12 protein-coding genes are annotated in these 15785 nt (G+C 66.8%); 3 read left to right on the top strand and 9 right to left on the bottom strand.

The features are described 5' to 3' along the window. Positions 1-37: 37 nt before the first annotated feature. Complete coding sequence (gene aspS, locus ACIOJD_RS27390; RefSeq protein ID WP_401918366.1) at positions 38-1348, top strand: aspartate--tRNA(Asn) ligase; 1311 nt, start codon at positions 38-40, stop codon at positions 1346-1348. Positions 1349-1406: 58 nt separating this feature from the next. Here aspS and ACIOJD_RS27385 read toward each other — a convergent pair whose 3' ends face one another. The 7 genes from ACIOJD_RS27385 to ACIOJD_RS27355 all read right to left on the bottom strand — a co-directional run bounded on the left by ACIOJD_RS27385 (position 1407) and on the right by ACIOJD_RS27355 (position 6599). Continuing rightward, complete coding sequence (locus ACIOJD_RS27385; RefSeq protein WP_401918365.1) at positions 1407-2177, bottom strand: hypothetical protein; 771 nt, start codon at positions 2175-2177, stop codon at positions 1407-1409. Next, complete coding sequence (locus tag ACIOJD_RS27380; RefSeq protein ID WP_401918363.1) at positions 2174-3118, bottom strand: radical SAM protein; 945 nt, start codon at positions 3116-3118, stop codon at positions 2174-2176. Before ACIOJD_RS27380 ends, ACIOJD_RS27385 begins: the two co-directional genes overlap by 4 nt. Next, on the bottom strand, positions 3115-4416 hold the full coding sequence (locus ACIOJD_RS27375) for a radical SAM protein (protein ID WP_401918361.1): 1302 nt from the start codon (positions 4414-4416) through the stop codon (positions 3115-3117). The genes ACIOJD_RS27380 and ACIOJD_RS27375 overlap by 4 nt, the downstream gene beginning before the upstream one ends. A 5-nt stretch (positions 4417-4421) precedes the next feature. Beyond that, a complete protein-coding gene (locus tag ACIOJD_RS27370; protein ID WP_401918359.1) occupies positions 4422-4781 on the bottom strand; it encodes a hypothetical protein in 360 nt (119 codons plus the stop codon). A gap of 203 nt (positions 4782-4984) precedes the next feature. Then, positions 4985-5278, bottom strand: a complete 294-nt coding sequence (locus ACIOJD_RS27365; RefSeq protein WP_401918357.1) for a hypothetical protein — start codon at positions 5276-5278, stop codon at positions 4985-4987. A 245-nt stretch (positions 5279-5523) separates the two neighbouring features. Further along, positions 5524-5916 carry a hypothetical protein gene (locus tag ACIOJD_RS27360; protein ID WP_401918355.1) on the bottom strand — a complete coding sequence of 131 codons (393 nt, stop codon included), beginning with the start codon at positions 5914-5916 and terminating at the stop codon, positions 5524-5526. A gap of 80 nt (positions 5917-5996) precedes the next feature. Further along, positions 5997-6599 carry a hypothetical protein gene (locus ACIOJD_RS27355; RefSeq protein WP_401918353.1) on the bottom strand — a complete coding sequence of 201 codons (603 nt, stop codon included), beginning with the start codon at positions 6597-6599 and terminating at the stop codon, positions 5997-5999. A gap of 137 nt (positions 6600-6736) precedes the next feature. On the opposite strand from ACIOJD_RS27355, the gene ACIOJD_RS27350 reads away from it, so the two are divergent. Continuing rightward, positions 6737-8701, top strand: coding sequence for an NACHT domain-containing protein (locus ACIOJD_RS27350; protein ID WP_401918351.1), 1965 nt, complete (start codon positions 6737-6739; stop codon positions 8699-8701). Beyond that, the gene (locus ACIOJD_RS27345; protein ID WP_401918349.1) at positions 8652-9230 is read left to right on the top strand and encodes a hypothetical protein; all 579 of its coding nucleotides are present in this window, start codon (positions 8652-8654) and stop codon (positions 9228-9230) included. Before ACIOJD_RS27350 ends, ACIOJD_RS27345 begins: the two co-directional genes overlap by 50 nt. Positions 9231-9514: 284 nt before the next feature. On the opposite strand, the gene ACIOJD_RS27340 is transcribed toward ACIOJD_RS27345, so the two are convergent. After that, a complete protein-coding gene (locus ACIOJD_RS27340) occupies positions 9515-10384 on the bottom strand; it encodes a hypothetical protein (protein WP_401918347.1) in 870 nt (289 codons plus the stop codon). Further along, the gene (locus tag ACIOJD_RS27335; RefSeq protein ID WP_401918343.1) at positions 10381-15612 is read right to left on the bottom strand and encodes a caspase family protein; all 5232 of its coding nucleotides are present in this window, start codon (positions 15610-15612) and stop codon (positions 10381-10383) included. The genes ACIOJD_RS27340 and ACIOJD_RS27335 overlap by 4 nt, the downstream gene beginning before the upstream one ends. Between the last annotated feature and the right edge of the window lie 173 nt (positions 15613-15785).

The following is a 15785-nucleotide window of genomic DNA, read 5'->3' as shown; positions in this document are numbered from 1 at the left end:
CCCAAGGGATCATGACGACGTCCTCCGGAGGACCGAAATGATCCACAGCCGCGTACACGTCTCCGACCTGCGAGAACACGTGGGCCGTACCGTCTCCGTCTGCGGGTGGGTGAACACACTCCGCCTGCAACGCAAGATGCAGTTCGTCATCGTCCGGGACAGCACCGGCCTGGTGCAGGTGACCCACAAGCGTGACGACGGGCCGCTGGAAGCCCAGCTCGAAGCTCTCACGACCGAGTCCGCCGTCCGTATCACCGGCCGCGTCGTCGACGCCGCGCAGGTCAACCTCGGCGGCTTGGAGATCGTCCCCGAAACGGTCGAGATCCTGAACCTGGCCGCCTCCCCGTTGCCGATCGACGAGCACACCGGCCTGGAGCAGCGCTTGGACTGGCGGTTCCTGGACGTGCGCCGCCGTCCCGCGACCCAGCTGATGTTCGCCGTGCAGACCACCCTGGAGCAGGGGATGCGCGAGTACGCCTACGCGCAGGGCGCCACGGAGATGCACACCCCCAAGCTCATGGGCACCGCCTCGGAGTCCGGCGCGGAGGTCTTCGAGCTCGGTTACTTCGACCGCAGTGCCTACCTGGCGCAATCGCCACAGTTCTACAAGCAGATGGCGATCTCGTCGGGGATCGACAAGGTTTTCGAGATCGGACCGGTCTTCCGGGCCGAGCCGTCGTTCACCTCCCGGCACGCCACCGAGTTCACCGGCGTCGACGTCGAGCTGGCCTGGATCGACGGCGTCGAGGACGTGATGGCGTTCGAGGAGCAGATGCTCGCCCACGCGATCGCCAAGGTCGCTGACGCGCACGGCGAGGCGATCGCTGAGCTCTTTGGCGTCGAGGTCACCGTCCCCGCGACGCCTTTCCCGCGCATCACGATGGCCGAGGCGCACGAGATCCTGCGCAAAGGCGGCTGGGACCCGGAGGGGGTCAAGGAGGACCTGGACCCGGAGGGTGAGCGGAGCGTCTCGGCCCACATCAAGGAGGCCACCGGACATGACTTCGTGTTCATCACGCACTACCCGGTTGGTATCCGGCCCTTCTACCACATGCGGTCGGCCCACGACCCGGGCGTGACCCTGAGCTTCGACCTGCTGTGGAAGGGGCTGGAGGTCACCACTGGCGCGCAGCGTGAGCACCGGTACGACGTGCTGCTGAAGCAGGCTTCCGAGAAGGGCATGAGCCCCGAGCCGATGCAGGACTACTTCAACGCGTTCCGGTACGGATGCCCGCCGCACGGCGGGCTCGGCATGGGCCTCGGGCGAGTGCTGATGGTGCTGCTCGACCTGGACTCCATCCGCGAGGCCACCTTCCTCTTCCGCGGCCCGAACCGGCTCACCCCGTAGCCGGTCGTGGGTTGCGTCCCACGACACGGGCCAGTGCCTCGTGTCGTGGGACGCGGTCTCAGTAACGGACGTTGCGCAGATCATGCGTCCACGCCTCGTTCGGGTTCTTGTCCCAGTAGGCCCGTAGCGCCAACTCCCTCTCGGAGAAGCGGCCCTGGTGGCACAATCCGCCGTGCGACAGGGTGACGCTCGTCGCGAGCGTCGACTCGGTGGTGACCCAGTGCGGCGTCAGCCCGTGGCTCCAGAGCTGGTCTCCAGGCCGCATGGTGACGGACTGACGGTCGGCCGCATCGTGATCAGGCGGATTCTCGCCGGTGGTCTCACTGATGACAGCTGCTTCGGCCGGCAGATACTTGTCCGGGGCCAGATAGCTGTGAAAGGTCTTGATGCCATGGACCTGCCAGACCATGCCGTGGGAGTTGTCGTTGTGGTACGTCGATGCCGCGCCCTCTGTGGACAGGAACAGGATGGGTGCCAGGCGCTGCCAGGTGAATCCCCGGGCGGACAGGTGGGCGCGCCAGGGCATCATGACCTCTTCCTGGAAGCCGTCCAGGAGGTTGTCGTAGAAGCGGCTGAGGTTGAAGTGCACCAGCCGGAACGGCCAGGTGACGATCTCCTCCATCGGCGCGGTGCGAAAGGCGGCGGTGCGATCCATACGCACCTGCCAGTCCTCGTCGCCAAGGATCGTGAACCGGACTTGCTCGTCTTTCCGGATGAGGTCGAGGACGTCGACGGCGGGTAGAAACGTGTGATCGAAGCCAACGTCGATCGGAAAGTTCGGCGGCTGCCGCCACCAATCGGTGAAGTCGTCGGGCGTTGTGATCGTCATAGGGCGGTCCATGGAGTCGTGGGGTCGTGCCGCCCTCGCGTCGGCGCCGCGCACGACGCACTCTGGTCGTCGGACGTGGCCGGGGAGCGGCAGATGGCCGCGCAGTCCGGGGTCACCCGGTCCTGCGGCGGAGCGGTCAGGAACTGTTTGATCGCGGCACGGGGCGCATGGACGCTGACCGACGCCTGGCCGTAGGGGCAACGCCGTAACTCTCCATCGGCGGACACGTACGCGGTCGCCGAGCGGCACGGCCACCGCTCGCCCCCGGCGGCGGGGAGTTGCAGATCCCGCAGCTCCCCGAGATACATCCGGTACCGGTCGGAGAGATTGAAGTGTCTGCCTAGCACGTTGGCGTCGAGGCGCTGCTGCGCCAGATAGTCCCGCACCGACTTGCCGTCCCTGTGCAGGGAGCGCTCGTCGAGGACGAGAGGGCTGAACTGGGCCTCCACCCCTGCCTCGGAGACGAGGTCGGCCAGGTCCTGGCACTCCGCCTCTCCCAGACGCCAGCAGGTAACGTGCAGGATCTTCATCTCGGCGCTGATGGCCCGCAAGGTCGCGATGCCCGATGCCGCTGTGCGATTGGTGCGTCCCAGCAGCATCGCGCCCTGTGAGTCGGCGGAGACGCTGACATTGGCCAGCAAGGGCGCCACCTCGAAGAGGTTGATGACCTCGGTCACTGTGCGAGCTGAGGTCACCATCGACACCGACATGCCGAACTGACGGGCCAGCCGAACGAGCTGCCTGAGCTGCGGATGGTGGGTCGGCTCCCCGCCGGTCAGGCAGATCCCTTCCACACCCGTCTCCTTCAGCCGCGACAGAGTACGGGTGTAGGTCGCTGTACTGAGGAAGCCATGGGCGCGGTCAGCCCGGAAGCAGAACCCACAGGCCACCTTGCAGTGGCCGGCCGTGGAGATCAGCGCCGTACGGACAGGGGCGTTCATTGCACCCCCGTGTGGTCCCACACCGCGATCTCCACGGTGCTCGCGTAGAAGGCGCACATCTCAGGATCCGGTGTACTGCCACCGATGAGGGCTTGCTCGTTGCGCGCCGGCCCGCCGCAGATCGCGAGGGCCGGGCAGTCCCCGCACTCGGGAATGGGCGCGACCTTCTTCGCCACACCGGCCAACAGGCCGGGATCGCCTCGTAACTCGTCGAGGGTGTGCAGGAACGACGGCTCGGTGAAGTTGATGTCGCACAGGCTGACCCGGTTGCCGGGAAGCAGGGCGGCGTTCAGGCTGCGGTCGCCTTGCATGTGGTCGAAGAGCATCGGGCGCCGGGTGTCGAGAGCCTGGAAGGCGCGGTCGAGTACGGAGAACAGCATCCCGCCCCGTCCCAGTGCGGCCGTACGGGCTTCGTACAGCTCATGGGCCAGGTCAACACCTTTGACCTGCCATCGGCCCGAGGTCGGTATGGGCGTGTTGACGTAGATGAACCTCAGACCGAGATCATCGATGATCCACCGGACGGTCTCGGCGAGGCGGCCGATGTTCGCAGCCGTCGGGGTGAGATTGCAGCCCACGTGTAGGCCCTCGGCCTCCGTGAACCGGGCGACGTTTCGGCGAATCCGGTCGTCTGCGGGCTGTCCACCGAGCAGAAGGCGGTGGGCGGAGTTGATGCCCGGGGGACCGTCGATGGAGATGCCGACGCCATACTCGTACGCGACGAAGTGGTCGAGGGCCTCGTCCGTCAGGCGGGCGCCGTTGGTGACCACCGTGCGGCGCACCCTCGCCACGTCATAGCGGTCGGCGAGGATGTCGGCGAGCTGGTCGCCGTACTGCATGAGGTCAAAGCGGATGGTCGGCTCACCGCCGAACCACTGTATGGACACCTCTTCCTGCCCGGCGTTCTGCTCGAACAGGAACTCCAGCCCCTCATTGAGCTCTTCCTCCGTCAGGTCCGGCTCGCCGGTGTTCGTATCGACGAAGCAGTAGGTGCAGGCCATGTTGCAGCGGTTGGTGAGGACCACGCGCAGACCGCTGATGCGGCTGGGAGTGTGGTCGAGACCGAGGAGTTGAAGACGGTTACGGAGTGCTTCGCGCCGGTCGGCCACGGGGCCGCCAGGGGTGAAGCCGAGCCCTGCGAGGGCTTCATGAGTCGCGGTCGGGGGGACCCCGGCGAGGTCGTGGGCCTCGCCGGGGTCGATGAACACACTGTCCAGCGCAACCGGGTCGAGGAGTACCGCTTCCCCATCCCGTTCGTACTGGAAGTACTTCCCCCACAGCATCCGGGGGACGGCCATGGTGGTCAGGCCGCCGTTTCCTCTTCGTCGATCCCGAGTTCGCTCATGACCTCGCGGACCTTCTCCTCGGCGGCGGCCTGGAGCTTCGCGGAGGTGGCCGGGGATCCACCGTCGGCGAGGACAATCACACCGGGCAGTGTGGGGTTCGGCGCGATGACTGTGATCCCGGCCGGGTCGCTGCCTATGACCATGATCGCGTCCTTCAGCTCGACCCAGTCGGTCCCCTCCTTGAGCGCCTCGACGATGCGGCCCTGCTGCTCCTGGAAGGGGGCGCGCTCGCCCATCCACACGCCCGCCTTGGACTTGGAGTCCACGACGTCCGCGTAGATCAAGTGGTCATTCTTCTCTCGCCTGGCTTGGGGCATGGCTGATCCTCTCTGTGTGCTGGATGTTCTGGATGTTCTGGATGTGCTGGATGTTCTGGAACGCCCCCTGAATCCGCCGGGGCCAGGGGGGACCACTCCACTCGGGGAGTTCTGGGTGGGAGCCGCGTTCAGTTGCCCTGCGGCAACCGAGCACGGTGGTCCGGCACCGGGATCGGCGGGGGCTCCGGGCCGCAGGGCGAGTTCTAGAGGGGGCCTTCGCGCTCTCTGCGCGCCTTGACCAGGGAACGGTGCAGCCCATCGGGCGGGTTGAGGACGCGGGGCCCGGCCGGCAGCCGGTACCAGTACAGGCCGGGGCCTGTGACGCGGTCCGCTTGCGGAACCACTACGTGACAGGTCAGCCCCAGCGCGACCGTTCCCGGTTCGTCCCACCGCACCGCGGTGCCGAGTGGCGTCAGGAAGTACATCCGTGGCTCACGGCCGCCGTCGTCGAGGATGACCGGCCCAACAGGCAGTCCTTGTTCCTCGATAAGCGCCACGGCCCGGCGCCCTACTTGTTCAGGCGCACGGATGGCATCCCACCACGTGCTGGCAGGACACAGCTCCGGCTCCCTGCCTGCGGGCATCCATCTCGGCATCCGTGCGGCCGGGATCGCGTCCGGCATAGGAAAGGCCCCCTCACAACTGGGTGTGAGAGGACCATTCCACTCTCAAGACAGGTGTGCGCGGACAAACTGTCCGCACCCGAATTGAGTCAACTGCACTTCTGTAGGCGCAGGTTGTGCTACGCGACGCCTGCCCAGGCACCGAACGCGGACAGCTCCGCGGACGGGTGAGCATCCATACGCAGCAGCGAGCCCGTCGTTTCACGCACGGATGGGTGGAATCGAGTGTGGTTGGGAGCAATCTTCCTTGCCTGCTTCAGCTCGACAAACGCGCCGCCGCGGTCGCCCTCCGCAAGACGCGCGGACGCGACATCGATGTGATGGTGGCTGGATCGTTCGCCCACCGTCGCAGCCGGCGGCGCCCACTCGGCTCCGCCTTCGCCCCATTCGGCGAGCCGAGCCAGGGCCTGCTCGCTGTCACCGGTGTCGATCAGCGCGTGCACCGTGTGAATCTTGATGTTCGTCGGCCCGAAGCTCATCTCGTAGGCGAGGCTGTCCCGGTTACCCGCCATGCGCGCAACCTGCGTCGCCTCCCTCAGGAGCTCCTCCGCCCTGTCGGAGTTGTTCTCCCGAGCTTCGACCACCGCGAGCTTCAGCAGGAGAGCCCCGTCGACCGACAGCGCGTCGTCGGTGTACGAACGCTCCGCTGGAGCCGCTCCAGCTCCCCGCGCAGCGCCTTGAGCTTGTGGCGGGCCGACTCGGTCGCGCCCTGGCGCAGCATCGCCCCCGCCACCAGGAAGGCAGCCGTGACCTGCATGAGCGGATCGCCGCTTCGGTCAGCGGCCCACCGCACCCGCTCCAACGCGGTGTTGCCCAGGTCATGGTGACCCATCTTGTGGGCCAGACTGTTGACCGCGCGGTAGGCGCGGGCCAAGTGCCAAAACGCCTTCTGCTGGTCGCCGCCGCGTGCACCGAGAGCCACGTGGGACAACTCAGTGATCACCGCGGGCAGCAACGGTCCCATCGGCACATACCGGGCGTCACGCCGGAGAGCGGCGATCTGGTCAACCTCGGAGGCCAGAACCGGCAGGGCGCGCGGGCGAGTCTCCAACTCGTCGGGCGTATCAAAGCACAGCAGGATGCGCCGCAGTTCCGGGATGACGGCGTGCACCCCGTCCTCGGCCTCGGGGCTCCCGTAGTACGGCTGACCGGTCAGCACCTCTTGGCCGAAGTGCAGTGCGCGCGCCAGAGCCAATATCAGGCTCGGCGTCGCCTTTCGGGCACCTGACTCCAGCTTCTGGATCAGGCTGGCGGAGACCGCGACCCGCTCTCCTGATCACCTCCCGGCCGCTTCCTCAGGAGGAGCTGACGCCCTTCCGGGACCTGCCGTCCATGGGCTTCTACACAGTCACGGGTTTCGACTCCGCGCAGCAGCTGGCCTTCGCCGAGCGCTGGTTCGCCGCTCAGGGAGTCGATGACCCTGCGGCCAAGGCCCAGGCTTTCCTGGAGGAGGTCGGGCACTCCGGTCTCGGCGAGGTGCTTCAGGTACCGCTGCTGACGACCATCGCCGCCGCCCACAGCAGTCGGAACCCCGGCGCTCCGCTGCCGCGTGGGCGGGTCGCGCTCTACGAGCAGTTCCTCGCCGATGTCGCCACCGCTCGGGAGAGTGCGAGCGAGGTTGACAGGGGGTTCCTGTCCCGCTGGGAGCGGCGTGGGCGAGGACGACTCGCCCAGTGGCTACTCGACCACCGGAATCGCCTGGTCACCCATCTGGCGCGGATTCGGACCACGAGGGCCTCCGCCCCTTTACTGGACGCCGCCGTGCGGTGGCTGGCCACGACCCTGCCTGCGGACCTGGCCTGGCCGGACGGGGCCCGCGATGAACTGGGCCAGTTCCTCATGCAGAGCGGCGCCCTCGTCCACGACCACGGTGAGCTGTTCTTCCTCCATCTTTCGTTCGCGGAGTTCCTGGCCGCGAGGGACGAGGCCGCTCGCATCCCGGCAGACTTCCCGGGCCTCGACGAATGGGCAGTCGAGATCCGCAGCCCCTCCTCCCGGAACCAGGTGCTGTTCACCTTCGCCCTGTGGGCTCAGCGCCCGGGCCACGACGTGACCCTGATAGTGCGCCATCTGTTGGCCGGCGACCTCGATCACCGGATCATGGCGCTGCGACTGATCACCTCCGGGGTGCGGCTGGGGGAGGCACTGGAGGAGGCAGTGATCGAGCGAGTGGTAGACCTCAGTCACGACTCGGACGGCCTTGACCGGTATCACGGCCGTGGCCGCCAGGTGCTGCGGGAGCTGTCCCAGCTCCGGGGCAACCGTCGCCTCGCGGCCACACTGCGGAGGATCGCGGAGACCAACGGACTCGACGCCTCCTTGCGGATCGGTGCGGCTGCGGCGTACGCGGAGGTCGCCTCCCTTCCCGAGGGGGTCGCCCTGCTCCAGGACTTCGGACAGCGACTCTCGGTGGACGGCACCTTGGAGTGCTGCCGGGAACTGGCCGCGCTCGCCCCGGCCGACACCGGTTTCCGGGTGCGGCTGCTGTCGGACGTACTCGCCGCACCGACAGCTTCTTCCTGGAGCCGCCTGACGGCCGCGGAGGAACTTGCCGCACTGGGGTGGACGGATGGATTGGCTGAGTTCGCGTGCTCTCTCCTGGCAGGCAGTGAGGAGAATGGAGGAGCCCTAAAGCGCGCCGGGCAATTGTGGTTCGAGTTGGAGGGACCATCGGCCGCGCCACGCGTCAGGGCGGCGGTGGCCGGGCGCGCCTTTGCCAGGGACTGGGCCAAGGCCGCACTGGCGCACGTGCTGCTCCTCTTCGGGCTGGTCGATGAGGCCCTCCCGCTCTTGGCATACACCATCGAGAACGGCACGGACGACGAGTCGATCGACGACGTGGTGCACAGCTGGCTCGACCAAGAGGGAGAGAAGGCCGCCAACGGCTTGGTCGAGCTGTTGCGGGGGTACGAGGTGTGGAACTCGGACGGCCGTCCGAGCATCGCCATCGACCTCGCGGGGGCCGGGTACCGTCGACAGGCGGCGGAAGTGATCCGGCTCAGCCTCCACGATCCCGACCCCGACACTCGGCATAACCTCGCGCTGGAAGCCATGGCACTCATCCGGGCCCTCGGCCCGGAGAGCGCGGAGGAGGTTCTCCGGCTGGCTGGATCGAAACCGGGCGACGACGGGCTCCTACGCCACCGCGCTGCGGGACTTGACGGAGGCTGGCGCCAACGCGGGGGACCTGCTGCCGCTGGCACGGCGCCTGCTCTGTCATCCGGGTTGTACACACGGCGAGTTCACCTTGGCTGCCCGTGTTCTGTTCCGGTTCGCCCCCGAGGCCGCCTGCGATGAGGTGCTCGCCGCCCTGCGTGGCCGCCCGTACGGCGGACCCGCTCTACGCGCGGCGCTTCTGCCGCTGCTTGCCGAGCACGGCGAGGCAACGGCTGTACGGACGCTGGGCAAGGAGCTTCTGGCGGACCCCGGTCTGGTCGGCCGCGAACTGGAAACCGTGGTCATGGCCTGGCTGACCGTAGATGGCCGGGAGGCGGCGACCGTTGTCATGGAGCAGGTCCGGGCCGCAGTGCGTCTGACGGCCAACCAGAGCGTATCCCTCGCCACCCTGTTGACCGCCGAGGGGTTGCCGGACACTGCGGCTACCCTTTGGTGCCAGGTGGCCACGGCTCCTGAGGCCAGTGCCGAGAGCCGCTGGCGGGCCGTTCAGATGCTGCTCGCCTCTGGCGCAGCCGTGCATGCCGAACAGGCCCTGCGTACCGCGCTGGTGGCCCAGCACGACGCGGATGAGGCTCTGCTGCTGCGTCGCCTGCTGGCCTGGGTTCGCCCACCGGCCGAACGGGTCCAGACCGGCACGGCTGAGTGGTGAGTGCACCCTGGCAAGGATTAACGGTTGTCGTCGCCCGCACCGCCGCTACGGCCAGCGTGCTGAGCGTTCCCCGCTGACGTCGCTATCAGTTGTGCCCGTATCTGTCACTCAGCCCTACTCGTCCTCGAACGGCGTCTCGAACTGGGCAGCTCAGCTGCGCAGCCGCCCTACATCGGGGGCTCCCCTCGTCTGAATCTCGTTATCCTCAGCCATTGCTCACACCGGGCAATACGTTGAAGGTGCCCGACAGGGAAACCGTTCGGGGACCTTCAACGTTGTCCGTCTCAGTTCTGATCTGCGGCACCTAAACACAGCGCCTCGGCAACGGCCTGGCCAGTTTCTCGGGCCGTGAGATATGGACGCACGTCGTGTGCCTTGGCACCGTTGTGAATCGGAAGATCACGGACACGTTCTCCGAACAAAGACGCCAGTTCCTTCGCCAACGCGACGACGTCGCCCCTGTCTGCGATATTGGTCCACCGTTTCACGGGTGCTGGCCAGCGGGCGTGACCGTTGACGGGTCGGGGGATGAGGCGCTCAAAGATGAGGTTGCGTACGGCCAAGGGGGAGCCCAGCGTCACCAGCGTCAGATCCGGGCAGCCAGGGAGGGCGTGCAACGCCTCGTACGCGGCGACCGTCCCAAGTGAGTGGGCGACGATCACCTCGGTCTCACGCGTGACGCGTCGGGCGATCCTGTCCTGGATGCCGGTACGTACATCGGGCTCGGTGAAGTAGCGGCGTACCTGCCGGGCACTCGAAATCATCATGCGTTCGCTGAGCCCGGCAAAGAAGGACGAATGGCTAAGTGCGTCCAGGGCCCGCTGAACGAGGTGGGGGGTACGCAGCCGGGCCGAGGCGCCCAGGCCCGCGACGCACGTCTCCTGCTCTGACGCGGATTCCCACCATTGGAGCAGCAGTTCGCGCTCAAGACCGTCCCGAACATCGGAAGCATCCAGCTCCGGGGGGCCAAGTCCTCGGTGGCCGACGGGGCGAAAGAGGTCACCGTAGAAAGCCATGGAGACCTCGTCTCGCGCCACATGTGTGTCCCCCGCCAGGGCGAGGCCGTCACTCAGCGCGGGATACCAGTCGGCGAGCAGCGTCTCTGGGCCTTTGACTTCCTGGGCGATGCCGTGAACGAAGACGATACGGGTCACAGGACACCCCGCTCCTTCGCGAGTCGAGAGAGGCTGAGGCGAAGCGCGACCACTCCCATGTCGGTCGCCACGCAGACCCGTCCCTCACCATCGAGTGCGATGCCGTTGATGCCACTGCCGATGTCGAGTTCAGCTGTCCATAAAGAGGAGTTCATTTCCCAGACGCGCATCAGCCCGTAGCGGTCGGCTGCGACCGTGGTGAGTGTGCCGTCAACGTCTGCGGCTCGGATCGCCCGTACCGCCGAGGGGAAGGGCGCGAGTTCCACTCCGGCGTCCTGCCCATCGGCTATGTCCCAGAACCGCAGGCGTCCGTCGCCCGCTCCGGAGATGATGACGTCCCGGCCGTCCAAGTGCGCGATCTCCAAACCGAACGCACCCATCTCATGACCGCCGAGAGGCTCAGCGAACAGGCTGCCCGTGCCTATGTCCCACAGCCGTACTGTCCCGTCACGGGAGGCGCTCACCACGACCGGGATACCGTCGACTACTGTCGACCGTAGAGTCATCACATCGGCGGTGTGACCGGTCATCGGGGGACATACAGGGGCTTGTGTGTGCAGATCCCAGGCGTGGAGCGTGTAATCAGCCGCTACCGACACCACGACGGCACTGCCGTCCATCGTCTGTAGGCAAGCCCGCCAGGAAGTACCCGACCGATTACCGAGACGCCTTCGGGACCCGAGACTCCACACTTCCGCCTCTTTCCAACTGCTGCGCACCACCACGCTGTCACCATTCAGCCGAACGGTCGTCGAGTCGGTGATCTGCTGTGCCGCCGAGGTGAGGTGGGCCGCCACCTGACGTCCGTCGTCGAGATCATGTGTGCGCACAACGCCGTTGGTGGCCCCTGTGACGACAACCGCCCTGCCGTCGGACGGCCGAAGGATGTCGACCGACACCAGGCTCTGATCCTCGCCGCAGAGCGGCTCTCCGAAGGGACGCATGGCGGCCGCATCCCAGATCCGCACATCGCGTGAAGTGGCGATCAGCATCACCGACGCCCCGTCGACCTGAGCGAACAACGGCGCCGCAAGCGTCCCACTTGAGCCCCCGGTGAAGCCTTCCAACGGCGACCCCAGTGGTGCGGCTGTCTCCAGATCCCAGATCCGGACGGTGTTGTCGTAGGCCATGGTCGCCACGACCGCGTTCCTGCCAAGCCGGCCAAGAGCCCCCACCATCACCGATTCCGTGTGCCCGAGAAACGGACCACCGACGGCGGAGCGATTCACGACGTCGTGCACATAAACGTTGTTGCCCTCAAGCATGGACAGCACCACCGGCCGTGTCCCATTAAATGCCACGCCAACGGCCAACGCGGAGGGGGTGAGGTCTTCCACGTTGAAATGCGCATGGGGTCCAGTCGGCCAGCGGGCTCCACGGCTGGTCACTTGCCATACGTACGCATGGTCCGACGAGGTCGCGAGAACGATCTCCATTCCCCGGCCCGCACGGCGTACGGCAAGGTGGGAGATCCCTCCTGTGTGCCCCACTAGTGGAGAGCCGATCGCATCTCCGGAGGCGGCGTCCCAGATCCGAACGGTGCCGTCCTCACCACCGCTGACGACGACCGGCTCACCGTCCAACTCGCCGAGCGCCGCACAGCGCACCGCGTTGGTGTGTCCCATCAGAGGGAGGCCCAGGGCCGCTCCCCGAAAGGGGTCCCAGAGCCGGACCGTGGTGTCGGACCCGCCCGTCGCGACCACCGCCCGCCCCCCTATGACGCCAAAAGCCACGGCGGACACCTCACCAGAGTGCCCCTCCATAGGACTACCGACCGGCGTACGGGTCCGCAGGTCCCACAGCCGTGCAGTGGCGTCCCTTCCGCCGGTAACGACCATCGGGCGACTCTGGATATCGCAGAACGCCATGGAACATACCGGGCGCGTGTGGCCCTTGTCGGGTTGATCCGCCGTCAGATCCCATATGCGCGCGGTGCGATCGTCGCTGACCGTGACCGCTAAAGCGGCATCTCCGCGATTGGTGAGAGCTGCCGCAGTAATGCGCTCGACATGACCACGCAAGGGATGTCCGAGTGGCTGAAGAGTACGTAGATCCCACAGACGTGCTTCGTGACGCCCACTGCTCAGCGCCACTGGACGACCGTCGGACTCTCCCAACATGGCAGAGGCGACTCCGCTACCGGCCCAGTAGACGTGGGCCGTGACCGGTTCACCGATCTGGCGGCGGTCGGCCAAGTCCCACCGGCTGAGCATTCCCGCCCTGTCGCCGACGAGTGCCACGGCCCTCCCGTCGAGTCGTGCCACGCACACCGCAGTAACCGCTTCCGCCGGGCCGATGAGCGGGCTGCCGTCGATGCACGCGTCACCGCCGTCGAAAATCTCGCTCAGATCCCAGATATAGACGGCCTTGTCATCACCGCCGGTGACCGCGATGGGACGTCCGTCGAGCACGCCCAGATCAGCGTCCCAAACCGTCCGTTTGTGCGCGCTCAGATCACAGCCGAGTTGTTGCCTGCTGACGAGATCCCAGATACGTGCCGTGCCGTCCGAGCTCGCCGTCAGCACCACCGGGCGCCCGTGGACAGCTCCCACCACGATGCTCTCGACCCGGTTCGTATGCCCCATCAGTGCTCGGCCGTACTCCTGGCCCGCGGACAGGTCCCAGATCTTCACGGTGCCGTCCTCCGCGCCGGTGAGGGCGACGGTGTAGTCGCCCAGATCCCCGATGGCGATGGCGCTCACCGCGATACCCACGGACAGCGGATCGCCAATCTGCCGCTGCGAGGTGAGGTCCCACACCAACGCTGTCCCGTCCGCGCTTCCCGTCACCGCGATGGGACGCCCGTCAAGACTCCCGACCGCGACACAGCCAACCGTCTTGCTGTGGCCGTTGAGCAGCCTGTGCACCCCGCTGGACGACCACCACGCCCAGCGCGCGGACCATGGAAGTGAGACGCCCAGTTCGCCGATGCGATCCGCCAGCTGATCGGCCTCACATCGGCGGGCCGACAGTTGCAAATCAGCGGCCCTCTCCCCCATCGCACGGTCGCTTGTCAGCCGGTGCGCGACCTGCTCGTACGAGCCGCGGATCCGTCTCGGCTCCTCGCCCTCGATCGACGCGAACGCCCCCAACAAGGCGAGGCGTTCGCTGGCGAGCAGGAATCCCGGATCCTCAACAAGGTCGGCAAGCACGCCCGCCGCCGCGTGTGTGGCCATGTGCTGACGCACGTACGGAACAGCCACGAACCAGTCGGGACGTCCCTCAGACGATTCCGGGACAAGGGAGTTGAGCGCTTCGACGACCGACCGCTGGATCTCTTCCGGCGGACGGTCAGCGGTCGCGCGCAAGTGCTCGGCCAACGCCTTGTGGTATAGCCGATAGGCAGAACGCCGATCGTCGTCGATGACTTCGGCGATGTACGCCTCGGCAACATCCAGGACCCAGGAAACGTCCTCCTCCGTCGACCGGATGCCCGAGATCTCCGAACTCAGCGATGTCCAGACCCGCCCCCGAGGAAGGCCCTTGCCCTCGGAAAAGGCGAGGGCGAGCAACATACGGCGCACACGTGACTCGTCAGGGCCGAAGCGGGCCAGGTAGTCGTCGAACGCCTCACCGATCTCACTCGGTAATGCCTCCGCCCAGCCAGGCCGGCAGATGTCCACCGGAGTCTCATCCGACCGCAGGGTGCGTGCGGTCGTCCTCGCATAGAGATAGACACCTGCGGCCTTCTCCGCAACGCTTTTCGCGACGGTCCTGGCCAGGTCTCGCTGACCGCGATACGGAGTGCGTACGTCGGGCTCCTCCGTAGCGAGAAGCACTCGGATGACGTACCCGGCCACATCTCCCTCGCCTGCACGGTATTCGGGCCGGTCCAGATCCATACAGAGGAAGGTGGGGCCGAGAGGCGCGACCAGTTCGTGGCGGGTTCCCACGAGAAGCCGTACGCCCTGGATCTCCGACATGGGACGCAGCAGTTCCCGAGTGATCCTGCGCGGCTCGCCATGGCCACCCGCGTCCGCAGCGGTGTCCGACCCGGCCTCGTCCACGGCATCCACGACAATGATCAGCGGCGGTCCCTGGCGGCCTCGCCTGGTGAGCTCCTGGAGTAGCGCGGCAGCTCCGTCCGCCTCCACGTCGAGGGCGGTGGCGAGCCGTTCCACAACCTCTTCCAGCCGCTTGTGACGGGCATGCACAGCCGCTGTTACACATCCAGGCGGCACTACGGTCCAAGGGTCGACACCTCCAAGGTCGAGCCGCGCGCGATACCGACTGTCCGACAACGCGACGATCCTGCCGAGAACTGCGGACTTCCCACAGCCCGGACTGCCGGTGACGACCCGTCCCCGACCGTCCCCGGCCTCCGCAGTCAGCCAGGCCACCAACTCGGACAACACGCGCACACGTCCGCTGAAGTACAAGCCCTGCTCCGACTCGAACTCCACACCGCGCGAGCGTGGTCCGAAGTGCTCAGTGAGGTCCCGCGCGACCACCCGACGCTGCACTTCGAGGTCGGTACCGAGGGGTGGCAGTTCTTCCTCGTATCCGGTATTCGGCAGGAAGGGCGCCAGTCCTGTGACAAGACCGCTGGCCAACTCGGCTCGCTGACCGCGCCCGTCGCCCTCGAAGCGCTCGTTGACCGCCTTCACCAGTTCGGTGAGGTCGAGGTACTGCTGCCGCTGGCCGGTACGCCCCGTCGTCGTCTCCACCGCCTCGCCCAGGGCAGCTACGAACGCACCGTCCTCGGCAATGTCCTTGCGGCGGGCAGAAGCGAGGAACCACAGCCCTGTCGAGTCGGCGTGCGCATTGCGGTACGCGATCGTCCGCAGCGCGACCGCAGACGCCTCCGCGCCGCCCGCGCTGCCAGCGCACGTGTCGAGAATCAGCAGAAGATGCCGCAGGTTGCCCCTGCACAGGATGCGCACCAAGTCCTCGGTGGCCAGTCCTGTAGTCGCGAGGTCCCCGTCGCGCGAATCCCAGCAAAGCAGATAGTGCCGATCGCGCTCCTCCACCGAGCCGTGGCCCGCAAAGTACACAACCACCACGTCATCACTGGTCAGGGCGGTATCCTCCGACCAGTGGGACAGCTTCTGGCGGATTTGCTCAGCCCCGTCGTACTCCCCGAGCCCGGACAGCACTGACTCGTACCCGAAGGTAGCGAAGAGCTCCGTCGTCGCGCGAACGTCGTTGGGCACGGATCGCAGTTGTTCGTCCTCGGGAAGATGACGGTATCGACCGCTCCCCAGCGCTATGAAAAATCGCCGCCCCACTCTACCGCCCTACTGCTAAGTGTCACCGAACCTGCGAAGACTGTAGCGACACGATCACTTACTGCACCCTGTGAGCCGAAGATTGGTGGGGTGCAGCGACTCTACGCAGTCAAGCAATGTCCATGCTGGTGCCGATTGCCATAGCCCTTCGCCACTGCGTGCGCGGTCTCAGT

This window comes from Streptomyces sp. NPDC088116 (assembly GCF_044741745.1).
Classification (GTDB): Bacteria; Actinomycetota; Actinomycetes; order Streptomycetales; family Streptomycetaceae; genus Streptomyces.
This window is presented reverse-complemented; position numbering and strand designations above follow the sequence as displayed.

Excerpts from the sequence above, each read along its gene's own strand:
- aspS (WP_401918366.1), top strand. The coding sequence starts at position 38 with ATGATCCACAGCCGCGTACACGTCTCCGACCTGCGAGAACACGTGGGC.
- ACIOJD_RS27380 (WP_401918363.1), bottom strand. The coding sequence starts at position 3,118 with ATGAACGCCCCTGTCCGTACGGCGCTGATCTCCACGGCCGGCCACTGC.
- ACIOJD_RS27375 (WP_401918361.1), bottom strand. The coding sequence starts at position 4,416 with ATGGCCGTCCCCCGGATGCTGTGGGGGAAGTACTTCCAGTACGAACGG.
- ACIOJD_RS27370 (WP_401918359.1), bottom strand. The coding sequence starts at position 4,781 with ATGCCCCAAGCCAGGCGAGAGAAGAATGACCACTTGATCTACGCGGAC.
- ACIOJD_RS27360 (WP_401918355.1), bottom strand. The coding sequence starts at position 5,916 with ATGGCGGGTAACCGGGACAGCCTCGCCTACGAGATGAGCTTCGGGCCG.
- ACIOJD_RS27350 (WP_401918351.1), top strand. The coding sequence starts at position 6,737 with ATGGGCTTCTACACAGTCACGGGTTTCGACTCCGCGCAGCAGCTGGCC.
- ACIOJD_RS27385 (WP_401918365.1), bottom strand. The coding sequence starts at position 2,177 with ATGACGATCACAACGCCCGACGACTTCACCGATTGGTGGCGGCAGCCG.